Raw genomic sequence first — 25,729 nt, 5'->3', positions numbered from 1 at the left:
GAAGAGGGAGAATGATTATGGGACTTCAGGTAATAGCACTTGGATGCCTGATTGGGGCGATTGTACTTGGATTTGTGAAGAAAACAAATGTAGGTCTGGTCTGCTTCGGTCTGGCTTTGATACTGGGAAAAATTGGCGGCATGGGTGCGTCAGATATCTATAAGGGATTTCCATTTAAGCTGTTTGCAACCTTGCTCGGAACGATGCTGTTTTTCAGCCTCTTACAGCAGAATGGAACTCTGGAAAAAATATCGGATCGTCTGATAGGACTTTGCGGGAAACATTTATTTTTAGTACCGATTATTATTTATGTAGTTAGTTTTGGTTTATCTGCAGCCGGACCGGGCGCGATCAGCGTGCAGTCGGTTACCGTCCTTTTTGCAGTTGCATTGGCAGTACAGATGAAGGTAAGTCCGATTTTGATGGGCGTCATGGCGATTCTCGGTGCGGTCGGCGGAACGGCTTCCCCGATTGCCCTGACAGGTATTATCGTAGGTGATATGATGACAGAGATGGGAATTGAAGGTTCCATCAACAATATTTTCATCGGTGTCAGCGTCAGCAACTTTGTCTGTGCAGTTGCGATGTATATCCTTTTAGGCGGCTACAAGCTGCGCGGAAATGCAGAGAGCGGCGAGAAAAAGGTAGAGAAATTTACGCGGGATCAGTGGCTCAGCCTGATTGCTCTGGTAATCATGGTTGTGCTGGTTGTCGGCTTCTCCTATGATGTAGGACTTCTCTGCTTCACACTGGCAATGATTCTGATTTTACTTGGAACAGCAGATGAGAAAAAAGCGATTAAGGCGATTCCGTGGAGTGTTCTGATTCTGATTGCAGGTGTCAATGTTCTGATGAATATTACCCAGACAATGGGCGGCATCGACCTGCTTTCCTCCATCCTGGCATCCTTTATGACGAAGCGGACGGCTGGTCCGATCATGGGCTTTACGGCAGGCTTAATGTCCTGGTTCTCCAGTGCAAACGGCGTTGTATTCCCGACTCTGATTCCGACGGTTCCGGATATCGCATCCCAGGTGGGCGGTGCATCCGTCATGCAGATTATCACTGCAATCGTGTGCAGCGCAACCGTTGCAGGTATCAGCCCGCTTTCAACCGGCGGCAGCCTGATTCTGGCAAGCTATGCACAGGAGACGGACTGCGGAGATAAAGAGCAGCAGAAGATGTTCGGTACTCTGTTTGCGCTGTCTGCGACGGTCGTTGTGATTGTGTGTGTACTGACCTTCGTTGGAGTGACAAGTTTTGTTGGATAATTGACAGAGTCAAGAGGAGAAAGCCGAAGTTCAGAAACTTGAATGCCATTTTGAATGGATTTGGTGTTGAAAATGGAACAGGCAGGTTTCTGAACAAACGTTAAGTGAAAGTTTAAGGAAAGGGAGAATCTACCATGAAACAGTTCGCATATGTAGGATGCCGCACCACCAAGGAGCGCAACGCCCGCGGCAAAGGCATCCGTATTTTCGAAATAGAAAATGGAACCTGGAAACCGGTTGGACTTTTAGAAGGTCCGGTGAATCCGTCCTATTTTTGTCTGAATGAAGCACAGGACATGCTGTATACCATTCATGGTGATTACAGCGAAGTCAGCGCTTATCGAATCCAGCCGGATGGAAAACTTGTCTACTGCAATACAGTGGGCACACATGGAACGAATCCGGTGCATCTGGTGCTTGACAGAAGCGGAAAATGGTTGTATGTGGCAAATTTACAGACCGGTGCAGTTTCACTGATTCCGGTGCTGAAGGATGGAAGTCTTGGAAAAATCAAGGAATTGTATTTCATTTCCGGTAACGGCGGTCCGGGTTATATTTCTCATCCGCATCAGACGATGCTTGACCGGAGCGGACGCTGGCTGGCAGTTCCATCCCAGGGACGGCTTCAGGGTGTCGGAAAAATTACATTATTTGAAACAAACGGAACAGAAGGAACACTGAGAGAGCATTTTGCCATCAAGGGACGCACAGGGGCAGAGCCGAGACACTGCGTATTTGCACCGAGCAATCGTTTCTGCTATTGCGTGAATGAGAAAGACAGTACGGTAGCGGCGTACCGGTTTGATGAGAACGAGGGAACGCTGGAGCCGATGCAGATTTTGACGAGTCTGCCGGAGGACTATGCTGGAGACGGCTGGGCGAGCGCTATCGATATGGATGCAGAGGGAAAGACCCTGTACGTATCGAACCGCAAGCATGACAGCGTGAGCGTGTACCATCTTGACGCTGAGACAGGCCGGATGAGCTGGATGCAGAACATTAAGACCGGCGGTGAACAGCCAAGATTTTTGACTGTCAGTCCGGATGGAGAGTGGGTTGCTGCAGCCAATGAGGTAACAGACACCATTGTATGCTTCAAGAGAAATGAGAATGGAAGTTTACAGGAAAATCCGGTGGTAGTAGAAACGGAGAGCCCCGTCTGCATAGTATTTAAGACCCGGTAGAGAAAAAAGCCGAGATATTTTTGAATTGAAAAGCCGATTTTTAGCAGAAAAATGAGAATGATTCGATTGGCACGAATCGTAACGAAAGGAGTACATATATGGTAACCTTACATGAGGGAAAACAATTCATTATAAATAACGATCACATTGCAAGTGCAGAGGAAGCTGCAAAGCTTTCTGAAGAAGCAGCAAAGAAAGAAACACTGACCTGGCAGGTGCTTTCAAAACACAATCACTCAGACAATATGGAACATCTGGAAATCCAGTTTGATTCTATGGGTGTGTATGACAATACCTACGTCGGCATTCTCCAGACAGCTTACGCAAGCGGTCTGAAAGAGTTCCCGATGCCGTGTGTATTTACAAACTGCCATAACTGTCTGTGTGCAGTCGGAGGTACTATTAACACCGATGTCCACAAATATGCAGAATCTGCCTGCCGCAAATCCGGTGGTATCTTCGTTCCGCCGCATGAGGCAGTCATCCATCAGTACATGCGTGAGATGATCGTTAACTCCGGCGATATGTCGATTGTATCCGATTCCCACACCCGTTATGGTACACAGGGTTCTGTCTCCATCGGCGAAGGCGGTCCGGAGCTTGCAAAGGCAATGCTGGGAAAATACTATGAGATCGACTATCCGGGTGTGATTGCCGTTCTTTTAACCGGTACCCCGAAGCCGTGGGTTGGTCCGATGGATGTGGCTTTGAGCATCATCGGCAAGGTATTTAAGAATAATTTTGTGAAGAATAAAGTCCTTGAGTTCATTGGACCGGGCGTACACAGCCTCTCAATGGATTTCAGAAACGGTATTGATACGATGACAACCGAGTCTGCCTGTCTGTCTTCTGTGTGGGCGACGGATGATAAGGTAAAAGAGTATTTTGAGATTCACAAGCGTCCGCAGGGCTTCAAGGAGATGGTTCCGGGCAATGCAGCACTTTATGACGGCGTAGTAGAGGTAAATCTGGATACGATCGTTCCGATGATTGCGCTTCCGTTCCATCCAAGCAATGCATATCCGCTGGCAGATGTCATCGCTGAACCGGAGAAATATTTAAAGATGGTAGAAAAAGAGGCAGAGCGTGTTTTCGAGAATAACAAGGATATTCATCTGGATCTCTGCTCCAAGATTCATGACGGCAAGATCAAGGTTGATCAGGCGGCGATCGCAGGCTGTGCAGCCGGTTCCTTCGAAAATATCTATGCGGTTGACCAGATCGCGAAGAAGATGGACAAAGGACTGGGAACCTTCCCATTCAATATTTATCCGGCATCTCAGCCGATTATGTATGAGTTAAACAAAATCGGTGTCTTAAATGACCTGATGGGATATGGGGTGCGTGTGAAGACAGCATTCTGCGGACCGTGCTTCGGCGCATCGGATGCACCTGGAAACAATGATTTCTGTATCCGTCATAGCACTCGTAACTTCCCGAACCGTGAGGGAAGCAACCCGGCAACCGGTCAGATCGCATCGGTTGCACTGATGGATTCCAAGTCAATCGCGGCAACTGCATTTAATGGCGGCTATTTAACCTCTGCAGAGAACTGCCCGGTTGTATTTGAAACACCATCCTATGAATTCAATGAGCACATTTACGAGAACATTGTATACAATGGATTTGGAAAAGCAAAACCGGAGACAGAGATCGTTTATGGACCGTCCATCAAGGACTGGCCGGAGATGGAGCCGTTAAAAGAAAATCTGTTATTACAGGTAGCCAGCGTAATCCGTGACGAAGTGACAACCACAGACGAACTGATTCCGTCCGGTGAGACAGCCTCCTATCGTTCTAATCCGTACAAGATTTCAGAATTTACCCTGATTCGTAAGGATCCGAAGTATGTTGGCCGTGCGAAAGCGGCACAGGAGTATGAGAAGGCTCGTCTGGCTGGTGACAGCGCTAAGGCTGGTGAATTTTATCAGGTACTGCAGGCAGCTGGCGTTACAACATCGCTTGAGGAGCTGATGCAGACAACCGGTATTGGTTCCGTACTGTATGCAAAACGTCCGGGTGATGGTTCTGCCCGTGAGTATGCAGCAAGCTGTCAGAAGGTGCTTGGCGGTCTGGCTGACATCTGTATCGAGTACGCAACCAAGCGTTACCGCAGCAACTGCGTCAACTGGGGTATCCTTCCATTTACCTGTGATGAGGCGGAAATTAATCTGGAAGCTGGCGAGTATGTATATCTGCCGGGTATCCGTGAAGCAGTTGAAAAGGGTGCAAAGGAATTTGAAGCAACCGTTATCGGAACAGACGGCAGCAGCCGGAAGCTTATGCTGGCTCTCAAGGATGTGACCGAGGCGGAGAAGGAAGTTCTGCTGGCGGGAAGCTTGATTAACTTTTACAAAAACACAAAATAAAAATGGGAATCGGGCGGTTGCTTGTGAGTATTGTGAGTAGACGCTGAATCCTGTCTGTACGCCCGGAATCCCGGATGCCCGATGGGGCGGGGACTGCGGGCGTATAATCAGTCGCGAAAGATTGAAACAGCCAAAACGTGAGAAATAGTTTAAAAGAAAGGGAAAGAGAGTCTATGAATATAGAAGAAATGCAGGCGCAGAGAGACGCTGATTATGAAAAATATAAGGCAGAAGGGCGCATCTGGGGCACAGTTCCGCGCGAAAAGATTGTGCAGATTCAGATTCCACGTACCAGCAAAGAGGTGATTGACCGCTACTATGCGCTGGAAGATATGAGTACGGCTGTATCGGACATTCTGGATACTTACGGCATTCACGGTGCTGTTCCAAACACCTGCTTAAAGCCAGTCAAGGCAGGCTCACGCCTGGTGGGAACAGCTGTCACGGTCCGCAGCATCCCGTCCCGCAAGACGGCGACGCAGGGACAGCGAGACAAAGATAAGATTTTGATGTCCACGAAGGATATTTTCTACCTGGGCGAGGCGGGCGATGTGCTGGTGTCCGATTTCGGAGGCAATCTGGAGTATTCCAATATCGGTGGCCAGAGCTGCCATCTGGCGAAAGTACGTGGATTTGCAGGCTGCATCGCTTATGGAAGCTGCCGCGATACGGAGGAGATCAGCCGGATGGATTTCCCGGTCTTTTCCTGCGGCGTGACGCCGATGACCGGAAAATACCGCATGGAGTGTGCAGAAGTGAACGGACCGGTCAGCCTCTGCGGCTGCCTTGTCATGCCGGGCGACCTGATCGTGGCAGACGGTTCGGGTGTCTGCATTGTTCCGAATGAGCTTGTCGAGGAAGTGCTTGAAAAAGCGGAGAAGTCCGCGGCAAAAGAAGAAGAATTTTCCCGGATTCTGGAAGCAGGCGGCGGGATTGAGGAACTGAAAAAAGCAAAATAATAAATAGGTATTTTCGGGGGATATATTTCATAGAACAGGGATTTGTTTACCATGCTGGAAGCGAGGTAAGCAGGTCCCTTTGTTCGTGTATGGAGGGGCTTATTTTATGGCTGGGATTTTCCGGATACGGCAGGTTCGGGTTATCTCAGCCGGGCGCGAGCGCAGCGTAAATGTAAAAAAATAATGAAATCATTGAATAAAATCCCCGTTAGTGTTAGAATAAATAAGATTGTATAACTATGCCTATATGATCTTTATGTATTAAAACATATCATTTATGATGGAATGAAATAAAATAACTAGATTTAGAATGTAAGAAATAGGAGAGAAAAGCATGAATCTGATAGAGAAAGTGTTTGGTACCCACAGCGAACGCGAGCTGAAGCTGATCCGCCCGATCGTGGATAAGATTCTAGGTATGCGCGAGCAGATGACTGCCTTATCGGATGATGAACTGCGTGACAATACGCGCAAGTTCAAAGAGCGCCTTGCGAACGGCGAGACGCTGGACGACCTTCTGCCGGAGGCATTTGCAACCGTGCGTGAGGCGGCGAGACGAGTATTAAATATGGAGCATTACCCGGTTCAGCTGATCGGTGGTATCGTCCTGCATCAGGGACGTATCGCAGAGATGCGTACTGGTGAGGGTAAAACCCTGGTTTCTACCGCACCGGCGTACTTAAATGCGCTGGCTGGAAAGGGTGTATTCATCGTTACCGTCAACGACTATCTGGCAAAACGAGATGCAGAGTGGATGGGCGAGGTTCACAGATTCCTCGGTCTGACGGTCGGCGTGGTTTTAAACTCGATGAATTCCGACGAGCGCCGGGAAGCTTACAACTGTGATATTACCTACGTTACCAACAATGAGCTTGGTTTCGATTATCTGCGTGACAACATGGCGATCTACAAAGAGCAGATGGTTATGCGGAATCTGGACTATGCGATCATCGATGAGGTCGATTCCGTCCTGATCGATGAGGCGAGAACCCCGCTTATCATTTCCGGACAGAGCGGCAAGTCCACGAAGCTCTATGAGGTCTGCGATATTCTGGCACGTCAGTTGGAAAAGGGCGAGGAATCAGCAGAATTTTCCAAGATGGCAGCCATCATGGGCGAGGAGATCGAGGAGACAGGCGATTTCGTAGTCAATGAGAAAGATAAAGTAGTCAACCTGACCGAGGCTGGTGTGAAGAAGGTTGAAGATTTCTTCCACATCGAAAACCTGGCGGATCCGGAGAACCTGGAGATCCAGCACAACATCATTCTGGCACTGCGTGCCAACTACCTGATGTTCCGCGATAAGGACTACGTGGTAAAAGATGACGAGGTTCTGATCGTCGATGAGTTTACCGGACGTATCATGCCGGGACGCCGTTATTCCGATGGTCTCCATCAGGCGATTGAGGCGAAGGAGCACGTACATGTGCGCCGTGAGAGCCGCACGCTGGCAACCATTACCTTCCAGAACTTCTTCAACAAGTTCAACAAGAAGGCTGGTATGACCGGTACGGCACAGACCGAGGAGAAGGAATTCCGTAACATTTACCAGATGGACGTTATCTCCATCCCGACGAACCGACCGGTACAGCGTATTGATTACGAGGATGCGGTTTATAAGACGAAAAAAGAGAAATTCCATGCGGTTGTCGAGGAAGTGGCAGCAGCCCATGAAAAGGGACAGCCGGTTCTGGTTGGTACCATTACGATCGAGACTTCCGAGCTTCTGAGCAAGATGCTGACAAGACGCGGCATTCCGCATAAGGTATTAAATGCGAAGTTCCATGAGCTGGAGGCTGAGATCGTAGCAGATGCAGGTATCCATGGTGCCGTTACGATCGCGACTAATATGGCAGGTCGTGGTACGGATATCAAGCTGGATGAGATTTCCAGAGAACTGGGCGGCTTAAAGATTATCGGTACAGAGCGTCATGAGTCCAGACGTATTGATAACCAGCTGCGCGGTCGTGCCGGACGTCAGGGCGATCCGGGTGAATCACGTTTCTACCTGTCCCTGGAGGATGACCTGATGCGTCTCTTCGGTTCAGAGCGTCTGATGAATATGTTCAACGCGATGGGCGTACCGGAGAATGAGCAGATCGAGCACAAGATGCTTTCCAAGGCGATTGAGAAAGCACAGATGAAGATCGAGACCAACAACTACGGTATCCGCGAGAACCTGTTAAAATACGACGAGGTTATGAACGAGCAGCGTGAGGCAATCTACGCAGAGCGCCGCCGTGTACTGGATGGTGAGAATATGCGTTCTGTTATCATGAAGATGATCACGGATATCGTAGAAAACGCCGTAGATATGTCCATCTCTGATGAGCAGGAACCGGCTGAGTGGGATCTGTCCGAGTTAAATTCCCTGCTGCTTCCGGTTATCCCGTTAGAGCCGATTCAGCTGACGGAAGACCAGCAGCATATGAAGAAAAACGAGCTGAAACATATGCTTAAAGAGGCGGCAACGAAGCTTTATGAGACACGCGAGGCAGAGTTTACAAGCGCGGAACAGGTACGCGAGATGGAGCGCGTGATCCTTCTGAAAGTGGTTGATGCAAAGTGGATGGCTCATATCGACGATATGGATCAGCTGCGCGAAGGCATTGGTCTGCAGGCATATGGTCAGAGAGACCCGCTGGTTGAGTATAAGATGAGCGGCTATGAGATGTTCGACAGCATGACGGCAGCGATCCGTGAGGATACCGTCCGTATTCTGTTCCACATCCGTGCAGAGCAGAAGGTCGAGCGTGAACCGGCTGCCAAGGTAACGGGAACCAACCGTGACGACAGCACCGTGCAGGCACCGAAGAAGCGTGAGGAGAAGAAGATTTACCCGAACGATCCGTGCCCATGCGGTTCCGGCAAGAAGTACAAACAGTGCTGTGGACGGAAGCTGTACGCGAAGAATTAATAGATGAAAGAAGGCAGGCTGCTGTGATTTTGCAGCAGTCTGTGCAGAAAATTCCCGAAACTATGGCGAAATACCTGGTTCCGGGAATTTTTCCAAATATAAAAAAGAGTTACGGTCTATATGTGTGTGATCCGTAACAAAATATAACTGAAAGAATGCTGAACCGTTGAGAAAAATGGCAGCAGATAGATGAGAATGGAGAAGGTGAGAGCATGGTTGAATTAGATCAGTTTAAGTATACGTTATCAACCTACGATGAGACGCTGAAAGAGGTCAAGGATTCCCTGGATCTGGAAAATAAGGAGCGCCGCATCACGGAGCTTGACAAATCAATGGAAGAACCGGGCTTCTGGGATGATCCGGAGCGCTCGACCAAGACGGTCCGTGAGGCGAAAAATCTCAAAGATACAGTGGATGGCTACAAGCACCTTGAACAGCAGTATGAGGATATCCAGGTCATGATCGAGATGGGCTATGAGGAAAATGACCCGGCGATGATTCCGGAGATTCAGGAGATGTTAGATGAGTTCGTCAAAGAGCTGGAAGAACTCCGCACAAAGACACTCCTGTCCGGCGAGTACGACGGCTGCAACGCGATCCTTAAGCTGAACGCGGGCGCGGGCGGTACCGAAGCGATGGACTGGTGCAGTATGCTGTATCGTATGTACCAGCGCTGGGCGGACAAAAAGGGCTTTACGACCGAGGTGCTTGATTTCCTGGACGGCGACGAGGCGGGACTTAAGTCCATCACACTGCAGGTCAACGGCGAAAATGCCTACGGCTACCTGAAATCGGAGAAAGGCGTCCATCGTCTGGTCCGTATTTCCCCGTTCAACGCGGCTGGCAAGCGTCAGACCTCATTCGTTTCCTGTGATGTCATGCCGGATATTGAAGAAGATCTGGATGTGGAGATTAATCCGGACGATCTGCGGATCGATACTTATCGCTCGAGTGGTGCCGGTGGACAGCATATCAACAAGACGTCCTCCGCGATCCGTATCACGCATCTGCCGACCGGTATCGTCGTACAGTGCCAGAATGAGCGTTCCCAGTTCCAGAATAAGGACAAGGCGATGCAGATGTTAAAGGCAAAGCTGTACCTGCTCAAACAACAGGAAAATGCCGAGAAGTTGTCCGACATCCGCGGCGATGTCAAGGACATCAACTTCGGAAATCAGATTCGTTCCTACGTTATGCAGCCGTACACGCTCGTCAAGGATCACCGGACAAACGCGGAAAACGGCAATGTGAACGCGGTGATGGACGGTGATATTGATCTGTTTATCAGTGCGTATTTAAAGTGGATCAGCCTGAAAAACCAGAAGACAGAAGAAGCATAAAAGAAGATAAAACAGCCTGGATTGGCGGCACAAAAGTTTGACGGAGAAGAAAGCGCTCTGTCGAGTGCCGTCAGTTTGGGCTGTTTTTTTACAGATACAATTCGACTATAATGAAAGAAATAGATTGCAGAGTGTCAATAAATGTGATAATATCTTTCTGGTAAACACAAATGTATTTCTGGTGCGTACACAAGCGGAGATGGAATGGAAGAAAAAACAAAGTATTATCTGTTAAAGCAGAAAGCAGTGCCGGAAGTCCTTTTGAAGGTGGCGGAAGCGAAGAAGCTCATTGCGTCAGAAAAAGCGATGACGATTCAGGAGGCGACCGACCAGCTGGGGATCAGCCGGAGTTCCTTTTACAAGTATAAGGACGATATTTTTCCATTTTATGACAACGCCAAGGGCAAGACGATTACCATGGTGCTGCAGATGGATGATGAACAGGGACTTTTATCGGATCTTCTTCATATCGTAGCGATTTACAAGGCAAATATTCTGACGATTCATCAGAGTATTCCGGTCAACAATGTGGCGACGCTGACACTCAGCGTGGAAGTCCGTTCGGATACCGGAAATATATCGCATATGGTCGAAGAGATGGAAGAAAATTCGGGAGTACACAACGTAAAAATTATAGCCAGGGAGTAAAGATTATGATTCAGGTAGCAGTGATGGGCTATGGAACAATTGGTTCCGGAGTCGTAGAAGTATTAGAAACCAACAAAGACAAAATCACAGAAAAAACCGGCAAAGAGATTGCAGTAAAATATATTCTGGATCTGCGTGAATTTCCGGGGGATCCGCACGAAGCGCAGATTGTTCATGATTTTGAGATCATTGAAAAAGACGAAGACGTAGAGATCGTTGTGGAGGCGATGGGCGGCGTCAATCCGGCATACAAGTTTGCAAAAGCGTGTCTGTTAGCCGGTAAGCACGTTGTGACCTCCAACAAGGCACTTGTAGCGGCACACGGCACCGAGCTTCTGGCGATTGCACGCGAGAAGAACTTAAACTTCCTCTTTGAAGCCAGCGTAGGCGGCGGCATCCCGCTTCTGCGTCCGCTGACCCAGTCTCTTGCAGGCGAGAAGATCGAGGAAATCAGCGGTATCTTAAACGGTACAACCAACTACATCCTTACCAAGATGGCAAGAGAAGGTCAGACCTTTGAGGAAGCCTTGAAGAAAGCGCAGGAACTCGGATATGCAGAGCGCAACCCGGAGGCAGACGTAGAAGGCTACGATACCTGCCGCAAGATCACGATTCTTACCTCACTGGCAACTGGAAAAGAAGTAAATTACGAAGATGTGCCGACCGAGGGCATCACAAAGATTACCGATACCGATTTCAAATATGCGGCAAAGCTGGGAACCTCGATTAAACTGTTTGGAACCAGCCGCATGGAAGGCAATAAAGCCAGCGTCTATGTATGCCCGATGATGATCGGACCGGATCATCCGCTCTTTGCAGTCAATGACGTATACAATGCAGTCATGGTTCGCGGCAATACACTTGGAACCGTCATGTTCTACGGCAGCGGCGCCGGAAAACTCCCGACCGCCAGCGCAGTCGTCAGCGACATCGTAGAGATCGCCGGACACATGGAAGACAACATCCCGACCGGCTGGACCGACGAAAAACAGCCAGTTGCACCGATGGGCGAAGTAACCTTCAGCTACTTCCTCCGACTGGCAGGCAAATCAGCCGACAAACTTGCCGATGTGCGTGCAGCCTTCGGTGAGGCAGAAACCATCGAACTCCCGGAAATGGACGAATTTGCGGTCGTAACCGGAGAAATGACCGAAGCACGCTTCCGGAAACTGGCAGCGGCATTCGAGGAAGATATCCGCCAGACGATTCGCTATACAAAATAGGATATAAAGTAAAAAGCACGCCAAAGTCATTCATGACGCGGTGTGCTTTTTAACGCAAGAAATACACAGAAAAAGGTCCCCTTGCCAATCATTTTATTGTAACGGACCAATCAAACTCTCATACAACTCCATTGCCTGATCAAAAAACGGCGCATATTGCGGATCCGTAATCATATGGTACACCTGGATCAGGCAGAAAAACTCAACTACTCCAAAGATGGTAGACATAACTCCCAGTATCAGCCCGACCACTGCGCTGCCGCGCCGCGGCTGTCCTTCCTCCTTGGAGAGGACAAACAGTACATTCGCCGACATTCCGAGCAGAATCGCGGCGGAAAAACTCAAAAACAGGGAGAAAAATGCGAAGATGCCGCACATCATTGACATCGTGGCATAGCGGCGCGAACGATTGCGCCGGGTTTCATTTGTATCTGAATGTTCCTTCGGAGAAGGTGTTTCATCGTAATAACTCATCGTATATCTAATCCTTTCATAACTGTGAAAAAAGAAAACAGCTACATCCTTTTCTGAAAATTAGAGACAGCCGCTGAATAGGGCAAAACAAAATCTATGCCCATCTGGCGGATTGAATCCGATAAAAGTGTATCATGAATAAAGCCGCTTGTCCAGTTAGGCATTGACTTGCGAAATATGCGCTGGAATGGTATGATTAAACAGCGTATTGATATTGAAGGAGAGTTTTTGCATGGATATTATACAGGCATTGAAAGAAGAGCTTCAGATAGGGAGAAATCAGGTCGAAGCGGCGGTAAAGCTGATCGATGAGGGAAACACGATTCCGTTCATCGCGCGCTACCGCAAGGAGGCGACCGGTTCCCTGAATGATGAGGTGCTGCGCCAGCTAGATGAGCGACTGCGCTATCTTCGGAATCTGGAGGATAAAAAGGAGCAGGTGATCGGTGCGATCCGCGCCCAGGAGAAGCTGACTCCGGCGCTGGAGAAACAGATCCGCGATGCGGCGACGCTGGTTGCGGTGGAAGATCTTTATCTTCCGTACCGCCCGAAACGGCGCACCCGTGCCGGAATTGCCCGTGAGAAAGGGCTGGAACCGTTAGCAGTCTGGATTTACAAGCAGGAAGCGGGCGGCAGCCTGGAGGCGGAGGCGGCGAAGTACGTGTCGGAAGAAAAGGGTGTTGCAGATGTTTCAGAGGCAATAGACGGCGCGCGTGATATTCTGGCTGAGCAGATCAGCGAGATGGCAAAATACCGCAACTACGCACGTAAAAAGACGATGCAGGACGGTCTTTTGGAGGCATCCGCAAAGGATGAGAAGATACAGTCGGTGTACGAGATGTACTATCATTCTCCGAACCAGTCAAAAAGCTGGCGGGACACCGTGTGCTGGCGATCAACCGCGGTGAGAAAGAGAAGATTCTGAGCGTGAAGCTTATAGCGCCGGAGGAGCAGATTGTCCGGTATATGGAGAAACAGCTGATTATCCGCCGGATGGGGATGCGGCGCACGTGATGGAAGAAGTGATTCTGGACAGCTACCGCCGCCTGATCGGACCGGCGATCGAGCGCGAGATCCGCGCGGGGCTGACAGAAACGGCAGAGAACGGCGCGATTCAGGTATTTGGCAAGAACCTGGAACAGCTCCTGATGCAGCCGCCGATCGCAGGATGCGTGGTGCTCGGCTGGGATCCGGCATTCCGGACGGGCTGCAAGCTGGCAGTTGTGGATGAGACGGGAAAAGTGCTCGATACGACGGTCATTTACCCGACTGCGCCGCAGAACCGCGTGGAAGAGTCGAAGGAGATCGTGAAAAAGCTGATCCGCAAGTACGGCATTTCCCTGATCTCAGTGGGGAATGGTACGGCAAGCCGAGAATCTGAGCAGATCATCGTGGAACTCTTAAAAGAAATTCCGGAGAAAGTTCAGTATGTCATCGTCAATGAGGCGGGCGCGTCGGTTTATTCGGCGAGCAAGCTGGCGACGGAGGAATTTCCGCAGTTTGACGTCGGACAGAGAAGTGCGGCATCGATCGCGAGACGCCTGCAGGATCCGCTGGCGGAGCTGGTAAAAATTGATCCGAAATCCATTGGAGTCGGTCAGTACCAGCATGATATGAACCAGAAAAATTTAAGCGAAGCGCTGCAGGGCGTGGTGGAAACGTGCGTAAATAAGGTCGGCGTGGATCTGAATACGGCATCGGCGCCTCTGCTCGCCTATATTTCCGGCATTAACAAGACGATTGCGAAAAATATCGTGGCATATCGGGAGGAGAATGGCGCATTTTCAACGCGCCGTGAGCTTTTGAAGGTGGCGAAGCTGGGACCGAAGGCGTATGAACAGTGCGCCGGATTTATGCGGATCCAGGGCGGCAAGAATCCGCTCGATGCGACGAGTGTGCACCCGGAGAGCTATAAAGCAGCGGAGGCACTTTTAAAGCAGCTTGGACATGATCCGAAGGAGATCGCGGCGGGCGGCATCCGCAATATCCGCAAGGAGATCGCGGATACGGCAAAGCTGGCAAAAGAGCTTTCGATCGGCGAGCCGACCTTACTCGATATCGTGAGCGAGTTGGAAAAACCGGCGCGCGACCCGCGTGAGGAGATGCCGAAGCCGATTCTCCGCACAGATGTGCTGGAAATGAAGGATTTGAAGCCGGGCATGATTTTAAAAGGAACCGTGCGGAATGTCATTGATTTCGGTGCGTTTGTGGATATCGGCGTGCATCAGGATGGTCTGGTTCACGTGTCCCAGATGACAGACCGCTATATCAAGCATCCGCTGGAGGCGGTCAGTGTCGGGGATATCGTGGAGGTCAAGGTGCTGGCGGTTGATGTGGCGAAGAAGCGCATTTCGCTGACGATGAAAATCCGGGAGACGAAGTAAACCACGGCAGATTCAGCCGTTGGTTATAGGATGCAGGAGCGCTGACTGGAATGGGGCGGCGGATAAGGCATAGAAAATTAGGGAGAAGATAAAATGGACTTACGTGTAAAAATACAGCCAAAAGAGATTTTTATTTATTCGATGTACAATTTCTGGGCGGGACTGCGTGGAATCGGATGCATCATACTGACGGTGCTCGTTATTATTGCAGCGGCAGCCAGCGAGGAACGTCTGGGAACGCAGGTGACGAATCTGGTGATTCTGGGAGTGATTGCCTTGACAGGCTTTCAGATTTTTGCAATCTGGAAACAGGCAGAGCGCACCGCCGGGGATGCGAAAACGGGAGCTGAGATTGTATTTCACATTGGAGACGAGGGCATCCGTGCCCGCCAGGCGAACGGCAAGGGTGAGATCAGCTGGGATAAGCTGGTAAAAGTGAAAAAGATCGCGGGAATATATGTGCTTTACCTGGGTCGAGACAAGGCGTACCTGATGCCGAAGCGCGTGTTCAGAGGTTCGGAGGAGCAGATTTTTCTCAGTAGCTTACAAGAAATCTGCCGCAGGAAAAGAGAAGAGGAATTCGAGCATGATGATAGAAACAAACAGCCCGGAAGAGACGTATGCGTTTGGAAAAAAGCTTGGAATGGAAGCGCAGGCAGGGCAGGTGTATTGTTTGAATGGTGATCTGGGCGTAGGAAAGACGGTTTTTACGCAGGGGTTTGCCGCGGGACTTGGAATTCAGGAACCGGTCAACAGCCCGACTTTCACGATCGTGCAGGAGTACGACGATGGGCGCCTGCCGCTCTACCATTTTGATGTATATCGTCTCGGCGATGTGGACGAGATGGATGAAATTGGCTATGAGGACTATTTCTACGGCGAGGGCATCTGCCTGATCGAATGGTCGGAGCGCATCCGCGAGATCCTGCCGGAACATCCGATCCAGATCACGATTGAAAAGGATCTGGAAAAGGGCTTTGATTACCGGAAAATTTCAGTAAACGAGCAGTAGCCGGCGACAGGAGGAAAGAGAAAATGAGAATTTTGGGAATCGAAAGCGCATCCCTGGTGGCATCGGTTGCTATTGTTACGGATGATGTGATCACGGCAGAATATACGGTGAATCTGAAAAAAACGCATTCGCAGACACTTCTTCCGATGATTGATGAGATTGTGAAAATGCTGGAGGTGCCGTTGGAAAGCATCGATGCAATCGCAGTATCCGGCGGTCCGGGCTCTTTTACGGGGCTTCGGATTGGCTCTGCGACAGCGAAAGGACTGGGACTGGCGCTTGGGAAGCCGCTGATCCATGTGCCGACGATGGATGCGATGGGATATTGTCTGTACGGGGCTTCGGCGCTCATCTGCCCGATGCTGGATGCGAGACGGCAGCAGGTGTACACGGGGCTCTATCGGTATGAAGAGAAGTTCGAGATTGTGAAAGAACAGTGCATTACGGATATCCATGCGTTGATTGCCGAGTTAAATGAGCGCGGCGAGCGCGTGATTTTCCTGGGGGACGGTGTGCCGGTCAACCGGGCGGTGATCGAGGAAGAGATGAAGGTGCCGTATTCGTTTGCACCGGCACAGGCGAGCCGTCAGCGAGCTTCGGCGGTGGCAGCGCTTGGCGCAGTGTATCTGGCAGAGGGAAAGACCGAGACGGCAGCCGAGCACAAGCCGGATTATCTGCGGAAATCGCAGGCGGAGCGCGAGCGCGAGGTCGCAGAGCGCCAGGGCGAGATGGACAAGCTGGCAGCCGGTATTGTGGTCGTGGAGAAGAAATAATGGCGGCAGGAACGGGAACGCAAAAAGAGCTTCGTGTTCAGATAGTGGATTTACAGCCGGGGGATCTTCCTGCGGTCCGGGCACTGGAACTGGAATGCTTTTCGGATGCATGGTCGGAGAAGCTTTTACAGGATCTGCTGACGAGCAGCTGGGATAAAGCCTGGGTGCTGAAAGAGGATGAAACCGTCTGTGGCTACAGCAATTTCCGCGTCATTGCCGGGGAAGGCGAGCTGATGCGGATCGCGGTTCACGGCGCGTGCCGGGGGCGCGGCTATGGGCGGCTTCTGATGGAACGGCTGTTAAGGGAAGCAGAGGAAGAAAACGTCGAGGATATCACCTTGGAGGTGCGTGCATCCAATGCCCCGGCGATTGCGCTGTATGAGGCGTATGGCTTTCAGAAAGAGGCGGTTCGGAAGAATTATTACAGCGGGCCGACGGAAGATGCGCTGATTTATTGGAAAAGAAGCGGAAAAAGCATTGACAGATGAAATGGAAATGAGTATACTGTTTAACAGATAAAAGCGTAACACTTTACAGTGTTAAATTAAAAGAAAAGAACGGTAGGAGGTTCATATGCTGAGTCAGGTATCTATTTTTGCAGAGAATAAGAAAGGACGTTTACAGAATATTACATCCCTTCTTCAGAAGGAGAATATTAACATTTGGGGTTCGATCACGAATGACAGTGCGGAGTACGGTATTATCCGTATGGTTGTTTCTAATCCAGGGCACGCGGAGAAAGTGCTGGCGGAAGCTGGTTATCTCTGTCGTCTGACAGAGGTGCTTGGCGTCGAACTGGATGACGAGGTCGGAGCACTCAACCGTCTGTTAATTTCCCTCGAAGAGAGCAATATCAATGTAGATTACCTGTATCTCTCCTTCAATCGTGATTCTGGCAAGCCGGTTATGGTGCTTCACACGGACGATGTGAGGGAGGTCAGCATCTGCCTGACATCGAAGGGATATAAGGTACTGTAAGTATTTCCAGCACTTTCCGCTTAAAAACCGGTATAAAAAACAGTATAATGATGGAGAAGCTGTGGAGGACATGGCTTCTCCATTTTGCGTATATAGAAGAGAAAGGCGAGGAGAGCATGAGAAAATATGGAGAGAGCGGCATTCTTCTGTCGGTTGTCTGCAACCGGTGCGGGAAGAAGCTGGCGGTGAAAGAAGGCATTCTGCGCGAAGGAGCGGCGCATTTTGATGTGGCATGGGACTATTTTTCGGAGAAAGATGGGGAGGTGCATCATTTTGATCTGTGCGAGGAGTGTTATGATGGAGTGACGCGGGAATTTCTGATTGAGGCAGATAAGGAGGAGAGGACGGAACTATTGTAGAGTCGTGAGGGGAACGGAGAAACGCGGGACAGGCGGTGCGCCATCTGCGTCTCTCCTGTGAATTGGATTGCTGAATTTCTGGCTTGCAACATAGTATTTCTTTATGATATTATTAAATGATATGGGAGTTAGGAGAAAAGGTGTTTTGACAGCTTTTTGCGTGACTTTTAATTAAAAAGATTTATTATGAATCATTTATTTAATAGAAAAGAGGATGTTTCATGTTAGATGTATGTTTGCTGGGAACGGGCGGGATGATGCCGCTGCCGTATCGGTGGCTGACGGCTTTGATGGTCCGCTGCTCGGGCAGCAATTTGCTGATAGACTGCGGGGAAGGCACGCAGATTGCGTTGAAAGAAAAGGGCTGGAGCCCGAAGCCGGTGGATGTGATTTGTTTTACACATTATCACGCGGATCATATCAGCGGTCTGCCGGGACTTTTGTTGACGATGGGAAATGCGGAGCGGACGGAGCCGATCACGATGATTGGACCGAAGGGACTGGAACGCGTGGTGACGGCACTGCGGACGATCGCGCCGGAATTGCCGTTTCCGCTTGAGTTTATCGAGCTGACGGAGCCGAGACAGCAGCTTCAGATTGGACCGTATGTGATCGATGCGTACCGGGTCAACCATAATGTGACCTGTTATGGGTACTCGATTTCGATTCCGAGAAAGGGACGGTTCGATGTGGAACGCGCGCGGGCGCAGGAGATTCCGCAGAAGTTCTGGAGCCGCCTGCAGAAGGGGGAGACGATCGAGGAGGAAGGCAGAACGCTGACACCGGATATGGTGCTCGGAGGTGACCGGAAGGGAATCAAGGTGGCATACTGTACCGATACGAGACCGCTTCCGGTAATTGCGGAGTACGCGAAGGATGCGGATCTGTTTATCTGTGAAGGCATGTACGGCGAGGACGGGAAAGAAGCCAAGGCGAGAGAATACAAGCATATGACATTCCAGGAGGCGGCACACCTGGCGAAGGAGGCCCAGCCGAAGGAAATGTGGCTGACTCATTACAGCCCGTCGCTCATCCGTCCGGATGATTATATGGATAAAGTGCGTGAGATATTCCCGAGAGCGAAGGCCGCCCGCGATGGCTGGACGGCAGAGCTGGGATTTGATGAGGAGTAAGGGCGATGCAGACGGAAGAAAAGAGAGAGAATATAGAAGAAAAGAAGGAAGAACGGATGGAAATGCCAGTTTCAGGAGCATTGGAACGGGGACCAGGGAAAGCTCCGGTATCGGGGGCAGAGATTTCCGTGCAAGATACAGAAAACGGACACCCATCAGAAGATGTTTACATTCTTGCAATCGAGAGTTCCTGTGATGAGACGGCAGCTTCAGTCGTGAAAAACGGACGTACCGTTCTTTCCAATATCATATCTTCCCAGATCGATCTTCACACGCTGTTTGGCGGCGTTGTGCCGGAGATTGCGTCGAGAAAGCATATCGAGAAGATCAACCAGGTTATTGAAGAGGCGCTGACAGAGGCACATATGAGTCTGGAGGAGATGACGGCGATTGCAGTTACCTACGGTCCAGGGCTGGTTGGCGCGCTTTTGGTCGGTGTGGCGGAAGCCAAAGCACTCGCGTATGCGGCGAAGAAACCGCTGGTCGGCGTACACCATATCGAGGGGCACGTATCGGCAAATTTCATCGAAAATCCGGATCTGGAACCGCCGTTCATGTGCCTGATCGTGTCAGGCGGACATACACATCTGGTGATTGTGAAAGATTATGGCGAATTTGAGATTCTGGGACGCACCCGAGACGATGCAGCAGGCGAGGCGTTTGACAAGGTGGCACGCGCGGTCGGGCTCGGTTATCCGGGCGGCCCGAAGGTCGATAAGGCGGCAAAAGAGGGGAATCCACATGCGATTGAGTTTCCACGGGCAAAAGTGGGCGACAATCCATATGATTTCAGCTTCAGCGGCTTAAAATCGGCGGTCTTAAATTATATTAACCATGCGAAAATGATGGGCGAGGAGATCAATGTGCCGGATCTGGCGGCTTCGTTCCAGAATGCGGTTGTGGAAGTATTGGTATCGCGCACGATCGAGGCGGCGAAACAGCACGGCTATAAGCGCGTGGCGATCGCCGGTGGTGTGGCATCCAACTCCGCTCTCCGGGCGGGCATGGAGAAGGCCTGTAAAGAGGCGGGCATCCGGTTCTTCCATCCGTCACCGATCTTCTGTACGGACAATGCGGCGATGATCGGCGCGGCGGCGTACTATGAATATAAGAAGGGCGCGCGCGCAGGCTGGGATCTGAATGCGGTGCCGAATTTGAAGCTGGGCGAGAGATAATACAAATTTTTTCAGGAAGAATTGTTTTGCGGTTAGTTTTTTTTAAAATATTGATTTGACAAAAAGTGGAAAAAGAGTGTTTTAAGAGATCGTTCTGGCATGGAGGAGAAACGAGATGGAACATACATTGGATCAATTTGGGAAAGAGAAAATTACACCGCATCCGACCCGCACCGCCGCTATCGTTCTGGCAGCCGGACAGGGAAAACGGATGAAAAGCAAGATTCAGAAGCAGTTTCTCCTTCTGGAGGAAAAGCCGGTCATCTGGTATGCACTTCACGCGTTTGAGGAGAGCCGGGTCGATGATGTGATTCTGGTGACCGGGGCGGATGAGATCGCGTACTGCCGGGACGAGATTGTAGGAAAATATGGATTTTCCAAGGTGCGCGCTATCGTTGCGGGCGGAAAAGAGCGCTACCATTCGGTCTACGAGGGTTTAAAGGCGCTCGGCAGCCAGCTTTCCTATGGGGAGGGGGACTGCGTCCTGATTCATGACGGGGCGCGTCCGTTTGTGGACGAGCCGATGATTGAACGTATCGTATCAGATATACGAAGTTATAGCGCAGCAGTGGCAGGCATGCCGTCAAAGGATACGGTCAAGCTGGCGGATGCGGACGGATTTGCCTCTGTGACGCCGGAACGGGCGCATGTCTGGATGATTCAGACACCGCAGGGATTTACTTACCCGCTGATCCGCGCGGCGTATGACAAGATGATGAGTCGGGAAGAGTACCAGCAGGGAGTGACGGATGATGCGATGGTGGTCGAGACGATGACCGATCACAAGGTACGCCTGACCGAAGGTTCTTACCGGAATATCAAGGTGACAACGCCGGAGGATATGGAGGTTGCGGCTGCATTTTTAAAAAATAAAAAAAGTTAATAGTCTATTGACAACCCTTGACTTCTATGTTATAGTACTTATCGTGTTTAACTGCCGAAGACAGCAGGTGCCGAAAGGCATAAGGTTAATACGCCTGCCGAGGGAACTGATATCGTTGTATATTTCTATCCCCCTGTCCTGCGAGTGACGGAGGGATTTTATTTTACAGAAAACGTTTACCAGGCGGTTATAGAAATAAAACAGGAGGTAAACCAATCATGGCAAAAGTTGAATTAAAGCAGCCGGTTGTTGCTGAAATCGCAGAATTATTCAACGGCGCTAAGGGCGCAGTAGTAGTTGACTACCGTGGACTGACAGTTGAGCAGGACACACAGCTCCGTAAGCAGTTAAGAGAAGCTGGTGTTACTTATAAAGTATATAAGAACACCATGATTCGTTTCGCTGCTAAGGGTACCGCGTTCGAGGCTCTGGAGCCGAATCTGGAGGGTCCGACCGCTCTGGCTGTATCCAAAGAGGATGCTACAGCTCCGGCAAGAATTTTAGCTGAGTTCGCTAAAAAAGCAGACAAGCTTGAGATCAAGGGCGGCGTTGTAGAGGATACTTACTACGATGCAAAGGGCATGCAGGTTATCGCAACCATCCCGTCCAGAGAAGTTCTTCTTGGAAAACTTCTTGGAAGCATGCAGTCTCCGATCACAAACTTCGCTCGTGTTATCAAACAGATCGCAGAGCAGCAGGAGGCATAAGACCCTTACCTGCAAAGCAGGGTGTAAGGTGCGTGAGAGCCGCATAGTAAAGCAAGAGGCCGCATAAGGCCGATTTAAAATTCAATTACAGGAGGAATATTAAAATGGCAAAGTTAACAACAGCTGAGTTCATTGAGGCAATCAAAGAATTATCCGTATTAGAGTTAAACGATTTAGTAAAAGCTTGCGAGGAAGAGTTCGGTGTATCCGCAGCAGCAGGCGTTGTTGTAGCAGCAGCAGGTGCAGCTGAGGCAGCAGAAGAGAAGACTGAGTTCGACGTAGAGCTGACAGAGGTTGGCCCGAACAAAGTTAAAGTTATCAAGGTAGTTCGTGAAGCTACAGGTCTTGGTCTGAAAGAGGCTAAGGAAGTAGTTGACGGTGCTCCGAAGGTAGTTAAGGCTGGCGCTTCCAAGGAAGAGGCTGAGGACATCAAGACTAAATTAGAGGCTGAAGGCGCTAAAGTTACCTTAAAGTAATTTAAGTAATTTCGCATAGAGCTAATTGCATTACAGATGGAGAGTCTGGCGTGTGCGTGAGCGCATGCCGGGCTCTTTTTTATTTCATGGGAAATTGCGTCCTATGAAATAAAAAACGCTCCGCGAAGATGCAGACTCTTTTTTAAACGGGGGAATCAAATCAAGATGGCAGAGAAGACAAGAAATGAAACGGCAGCAGATGAGGAACTTAAAACGCTTCGGGAACGGCTTAAGGCGTGCGAATTTCTGCTGATTGGGCTTGGAAGCGAATGGGAGAAGGCGGGAGGCGCGGAGGTACAGGAGGCATACCGGGCGCTGGCATCGATGACAGAGGGGAAGGATTATTTTATCGTGACAACCGCAAAGGATGCGCGCATCTTTGAAAGTTCGTTGGATGAAGCGAAAATCACGGCGCCGTGCGGTAATGTGAACTGGCTTCAGTGTTCGAAAGGCTGTACGAAGGATATCTGGGAGCGCGGCGAGGTGGCGGATGGTATCTGCCCGCACTGTGGGGCGCCGCTGACAGAAAACACAGTTCTGGCGAATCCGTATATCGAGGAAGGTTATTTGAAAAGCTGGAATCTCTACCGGGAATGGCTGGCTGGAACCTTAAACCATGCGCTTCTGATTCTCGAGCTGGGAGTGGATTTCAAGACGCCGACCGTCATCCGCTGGCCCTTTGAAAAGACGGTCTTTTTTAACCGCAAATCGCATATGTATCGGATAAACCAGAAGTTTTACCAGATTGTCGGAGATATTCAGGAGAGGACCGTATCGATTCCGCAGAATTCGGTCGGCTTTATCCGCAATTTTCCTTCCTGCGATTGAGAGTCCACTTAGTTACTGGGCACGTATGCGTGAACAGTAACGTCCACTTATCTGCGGAGGGGACATTTGGGAAGCAAAACTTGAGAAACCGCTTCGATTGTGCTAAAATGGAACCATCGTTTGACAGAAAACGACAGAAAATGACATGGACGAGAGGATAGGGCAATGGGAGCAATCAGTAATGACTGGCTGGCTCCGCTCAGCGGAGAGTTTAAAAAGCCATATTACAGAAAGTTATACGATACTGTGAAACGGGAATATGAGACGCATGTTGTATATCCGGATGCGAATGATATTTTCAATGCATTTGATTTTACCCCTCTTTCCGAGGTAAAGGTGGTTATTTTAGGTCAGGATCCCTACCATGGTCCGGGACAGGCGCATGGGCTTTGCTTTTCGGTAAAGCCGGATGTGGAAATTCCGCCGTCCCTGGTGAATATTTATCAGGAATTGCACGATGATCTCGCTGCTACATCCCGAACAATGGCTATCTGACGAAATGGGCGAAGCAGGGAGTCATGCTGCTGAACACTGTTCTGACCGTTCGCGCGCATCAGGCAAATTCCCACCGTGGAATCGGCTGGGAGGAGTTTACGGACGCTGCGATCAAGATCTTAAATGAGCAGGACCGTCCGATGGTATTTATTCTGTGGGGACGTCCGGCACAAGCGAAGAAATCGATGCTTAATAATCCAAAGCATCTGATTCTCGAAGCACCGCATCCGAGCCCGCTGTCTGCGTACCGCGGATTTTTCGGCAGCCGGCCATTCAGCAAGACCAATGAATTTTTAAAAGAACATGGTGTTGCCCCGATCGACTGGCAGATAGAAAACGTGTAGGAAGGAGCAGACATGAGTTTTGTTGAGATTTTAAAGGTAATTGTACTGGGAATCGTGGAAGGTTTCACGGAATGGCTTCCGATCAGCAGTACCGGGCATATGATTCTGGTGGATGAGATCATCCATCTGGATGTCAGCGAGGCGTACCGGGAAGTGTTTATGGTTGTCATCCAGCTGGGTGCGATTCTGGCGGTTATGGTGCTGTATTTCAATAAATTGAATCCGTTTTCACCGCACAAATCGATGGCGCAGAAGCGCGGTACAATTCGTTTGTGGATAAAAATTATTATAGCCTGCATTCCGGCAGCGGTGATTGGGCTTCCGCTTGACCATTTCATGGATAAGCTGATGAACGGCTATGTCGTAGCAGCGATGCTGATTCTCTACGGCGTTTTGTTTATCGTACTGGAAAATCGAAACGTGCACCGTCATTTTCCGATTGAGCGCGTGACGCAGATTTCGTTCCAGACAGCGGCGCTGATCGGCTGTTTCCAGGTGCTGGCGATGATTCCGGGTACTTCCCGTTCGGGCGCGACGATTCTGGGCGCGATGCTGATCGGCTGTTCACGTCCGGCGGCGGCAGAATTTTCATTCTTCCTTGGGATTCCGGTTATGTTCGGTGCGAGTTTTTTAAAGATTGTGAAATTTTTCATTCAGGGCGGCGGATTTTCTTTCGCGGAGTTTATTTATCTGGTTCTTGGTATGGTGGTCGCATTTGGCGTGTCCGTGTACTCGATCAAGTTCCTGATGGGATATGTCCGCAAGCATGATTTCAAGTTTTTCGGATATTATCGGATTGTGCTTGGTATCGTGGTGCTGTCCTACTTTGGTATTTCGGCGCTAGTAGGTTAAAATGTACGCTCGGAGTCTTTCCTGCACTTGCTTTTGCGGCTGGCGGAAAGATTCTGAGAGTACATTAAATAGAAAAAGAGGATTCAGACCTGACAGAAATGCGGAGGTCTGGATCCTTTTTTACGTTCATATAATACATGGAAGCGGGAGCGCAAATATAAAGGGGATGTCCTGTCACAGTTCAGGGCTGACACATCTAAAATGGTAAATCGGATCATTCAAAATAAGGGTTCCATGAGGAAAAAACTGCTCTGCCTGTGCGCGGCAGTGCTGCTGGATCTGTGTTTTTTGGGAATCGTGTGCAGGCTGGCAGTGGGGATGCAGTGGGAAGATTTGGCAAAAGTGGAGCAGGCGGACCAAACGGTTTTCTCCCCAGAATCTCTTTTCGGCGGGGAGTTGGCGCTGACCTTCGACGACGGGCCGCACAGGGTGTACACGAAAAAGCTGCTGGACGGCTTGCGCGAGAGGGGCGTGAAAGCCTCTTTTTTTCTGGTCGGGGAAAATATTCCGGGTAATGAAGAACTGGTGCGCCAGATGGCTAAAGATGGTCATCTCATCGGGGTTCACTGCATGGCGCATGTGGATCTGGCACGCCAGCCGATTGAAAAGAGCGTGGAGGAGATTCGGGAGACGGCCGATCGGATCGAGGCGGTCACGGGAAAACGTCCGGAATACATACGTCCGCCGTATGGTTCATGGAGTACGGAGCTTCAGGAGAAGGTGTCGATGACGCCGGTGTTCTGGGACGTCGATACGCTGGACTGGAAAAACCGGAATACGGCGCGGATTGTGAAGCATATCTGCAAAAATGCGGCGGTGCACACGGTGGTGCTGATGCATGATGCATATCAGACTTCGGTTGATGCTGCGCTTGAGACGATTGACACATTGACGGCGGAGGGATATACTTTTGTTACAATAGAAGAATGTCTGATTGATTGAGAG

The 25,729-nt window shown here is 50.2% G+C and carries 23 protein-coding genes, 2 pseudogenes and 1 other annotated feature; of the genes and pseudogenes, 24 read left to right on the top strand and 1 reads right to left on the bottom strand.

Going from position 1 to position 25,729, the window contains the following annotated elements:
* Positions 1-17 precede the first annotated feature (17 nt).
* The 8 genes from DWX91_RS07030 to DWX91_RS06995 all read left to right on the top strand — a co-directional run bounded on the left by DWX91_RS07030 (position 18) and on the right by DWX91_RS06995 (position 11,911).
* A complete protein-coding gene (locus tag DWX91_RS07030) occupies positions 18-1,271 on the top strand; it encodes an SLC13 family permease (RefSeq protein WP_118472582.1) in 1,254 nt (417 codons plus the stop codon).
* A 134-nt stretch (positions 1,272-1,405) separates the two neighbouring features.
* Entirely contained in the window at positions 1,406-2,455 is a 1,050-nt protein-coding gene (locus DWX91_RS07025) for a lactonase family protein (protein ID WP_118472583.1), read from the top strand.
* Between the two features lie 98 nt (positions 2,456-2,553).
* A complete protein-coding gene (locus DWX91_RS07020) occupies positions 2,554-4,824 on the top strand; it encodes a hydratase (RefSeq protein WP_118472584.1) in 2,271 nt (756 codons plus the stop codon).
* Positions 4,825-4,997: 173 nt separating this feature from the next.
* Complete coding sequence (locus DWX91_RS07015) at positions 4,998-5,783, top strand: RraA family protein (protein ID WP_207661054.1); 786 nt, start codon at positions 4,998-5,000, stop codon at positions 5,781-5,783.
* Between the two features lie 334 nt (positions 5,784-6,117).
* The gene (gene secA, locus DWX91_RS07010; RefSeq protein ID WP_117796090.1) at positions 6,118-8,700 is read left to right on the top strand and encodes a preprotein translocase subunit SecA; all 2,583 of its coding nucleotides are present in this window, start codon (positions 6,118-6,120) and stop codon (positions 8,698-8,700) included.
* Between the two features lie 212 nt (positions 8,701-8,912).
* Positions 8,913-10,040, top strand: coding sequence for a peptide chain release factor 2 (gene prfB, locus DWX91_RS07005; RefSeq protein ID WP_117796089.1), 1,128 nt, complete (start codon positions 8,913-8,915; stop codon positions 10,038-10,040).
* Positions 10,041-10,244: 204 nt separating this feature from the next.
* Positions 10,245-10,688, top strand: a complete 444-nt coding sequence (locus DWX91_RS07000; protein ID WP_107001373.1) for an ACT domain-containing protein — start codon at positions 10,245-10,247, stop codon at positions 10,686-10,688.
* 5 nt (positions 10,689-10,693) lie between these two features.
* Positions 10,694-11,911 (top strand): homoserine dehydrogenase, encoded by a 1,218-nt coding sequence (locus DWX91_RS06995; RefSeq protein ID WP_118538575.1) that lies wholly within the window; start codon positions 10,694-10,696, stop codon positions 11,909-11,911.
* Positions 11,912-12,004: 93 nt separating this feature from the next.
* On the opposite strand, the gene DWX91_RS06990 is transcribed toward DWX91_RS06995, so the two are convergent.
* Positions 12,005-12,385: a hypothetical protein gene (locus DWX91_RS06990; protein WP_118492426.1), complete on the bottom strand. Its 381-nt coding sequence runs from the start codon at positions 12,383-12,385 to the stop codon at positions 12,005-12,007.
* A gap of 232 nt (positions 12,386-12,617) precedes the next feature.
* Between DWX91_RS06990 and DWX91_RS06985 the strand changes: the two are divergent.
* From DWX91_RS06985 to DWX91_RS06910, 16 genes and pseudogenes are all read left to right on the top strand, one after another.
* A pseudogene (locus DWX91_RS06985) lies at positions 12,618-14,769 on the top strand (Tex family protein).
* A 93-nt stretch (positions 14,770-14,862) separates the two neighbouring features.
* Complete coding sequence (locus DWX91_RS06980) at positions 14,863-15,453, top strand: YcxB family protein (protein WP_118538573.1); 591 nt, start codon at positions 14,863-14,865, stop codon at positions 15,451-15,453.
* On the top strand, positions 15,356-15,781 hold the full coding sequence (tsaE, locus tag DWX91_RS06975) for a tRNA (adenosine(37)-N6)-threonylcarbamoyltransferase complex ATPase subunit type 1 TsaE (RefSeq protein WP_022360622.1): 426 nt from the start codon (positions 15,356-15,358) through the stop codon (positions 15,779-15,781). Before DWX91_RS06980 ends, tsaE begins: the two co-directional genes overlap by 98 nt.
* Before the next feature lie 23 nt (positions 15,782-15,804).
* On the top strand, positions 15,805-16,554 hold the full coding sequence (gene tsaB / locus DWX91_RS06970) for a tRNA (adenosine(37)-N6)-threonylcarbamoyltransferase complex dimerization subunit type 1 TsaB (protein WP_117796084.1): 750 nt from the start codon (positions 15,805-15,807) through the stop codon (positions 16,552-16,554).
* Positions 16,554-17,042: a ribosomal protein S18-alanine N-acetyltransferase gene (gene rimI, locus DWX91_RS06965; RefSeq protein WP_118538571.1), complete on the top strand. Its 489-nt coding sequence runs from the start codon at positions 16,554-16,556 to the stop codon at positions 17,040-17,042. Before tsaB ends, rimI begins: the two co-directional genes overlap by 1 nt.
* An 85-nt stretch (positions 17,043-17,127) precedes the next feature.
* Complete coding sequence (locus DWX91_RS06960; RefSeq protein ID WP_118538569.1) at positions 17,128-17,532, top strand: amino acid-binding protein; 405 nt, start codon at positions 17,128-17,130, stop codon at positions 17,530-17,532.
* Positions 17,533-17,648: 116 nt separating this feature from the next.
* The gene (locus DWX91_RS06955) at positions 17,649-17,891 is read left to right on the top strand and encodes a hypothetical protein (RefSeq protein ID WP_181357235.1); all 243 of its coding nucleotides are present in this window, start codon (positions 17,649-17,651) and stop codon (positions 17,889-17,891) included.
* Between the two features lie 221 nt (positions 17,892-18,112).
* On the top strand, positions 18,113-19,024 hold the full coding sequence (locus tag DWX91_RS06950) for a ribonuclease Z (RefSeq protein ID WP_022360617.1): 912 nt from the start codon (positions 18,113-18,115) through the stop codon (positions 19,022-19,024).
* Between the two features lie 5 nt (positions 19,025-19,029).
* Complete coding sequence (gene tsaD, locus DWX91_RS06945; RefSeq protein WP_243022462.1) at positions 19,030-20,199, top strand: tRNA (adenosine(37)-N6)-threonylcarbamoyltransferase complex transferase subunit TsaD; 1,170 nt, start codon at positions 19,030-19,032, stop codon at positions 20,197-20,199.
* 115 nt (positions 20,200-20,314) lie between these two features.
* Positions 20,315-21,082, top strand: a complete 768-nt coding sequence (gene ispD, locus DWX91_RS06940) for a 2-C-methyl-D-erythritol 4-phosphate cytidylyltransferase (protein ID WP_118538567.1) — start codon at positions 20,315-20,317, stop codon at positions 21,080-21,082.
* Positions 21,083-21,118: 36 nt separating this feature from the next.
* Positions 21,119-21,253: a sequence feature (ribosomal protein L10 leader region), on the top strand.
* 47 nt (positions 21,254-21,300) lie between these two features.
* Entirely contained in the window at positions 21,301-21,789 is a 489-nt protein-coding gene (rplJ, locus tag DWX91_RS06935; RefSeq protein ID WP_022360614.1) for a 50S ribosomal protein L10, read from the top strand.
* Between the two features lie 104 nt (positions 21,790-21,893).
* On the top strand, positions 21,894-22,265 hold the full coding sequence (gene rplL, locus DWX91_RS06930) for a 50S ribosomal protein L7/L12 (RefSeq protein WP_107001383.1): 372 nt from the start codon (positions 21,894-21,896) through the stop codon (positions 22,263-22,265).
* A 165-nt stretch (positions 22,266-22,430) separates the two neighbouring features.
* Positions 22,431-23,093: a hypothetical protein gene (locus DWX91_RS06925; RefSeq protein ID WP_118293362.1), complete on the top strand. Its 663-nt coding sequence runs from the start codon at positions 22,431-22,433 to the stop codon at positions 23,091-23,093.
* A gap of 165 nt (positions 23,094-23,258) precedes the next feature.
* Positions 23,259-23,932: pseudogene (locus tag DWX91_RS06920) on the top strand (uracil-DNA glycosylase).
* A 12-nt stretch (positions 23,933-23,944) separates the two neighbouring features.
* Positions 23,945-24,784 carry an undecaprenyl-diphosphate phosphatase gene (locus DWX91_RS06915; protein ID WP_022360611.1) on the top strand — a complete coding sequence of 280 codons (840 nt, stop codon included), beginning with the start codon at positions 23,945-23,947 and terminating at the stop codon, positions 24,782-24,784.
* Positions 24,785-25,018: 234 nt separating this feature from the next.
* Positions 25,019-25,726, top strand: coding sequence for a polysaccharide deacetylase family protein (locus tag DWX91_RS06910; protein WP_182429739.1), 708 nt, complete (start codon positions 25,019-25,021; stop codon positions 25,724-25,726).
* Positions 25,727-25,729: the final 3 nt, after the last annotated feature.

The organism is Clostridium sp. AF22-10 (assembly GCF_003478725.1).
Lineage (GTDB): Bacteria > Bacillota > Clostridia > Lachnospirales > Lachnospiraceae > Otoolea > Otoolea fessa.
The sequence above is the reverse complement of the archived record's forward strand: the minus strand, read 5'-3'. Positions and strand labels throughout refer to the sequence as shown.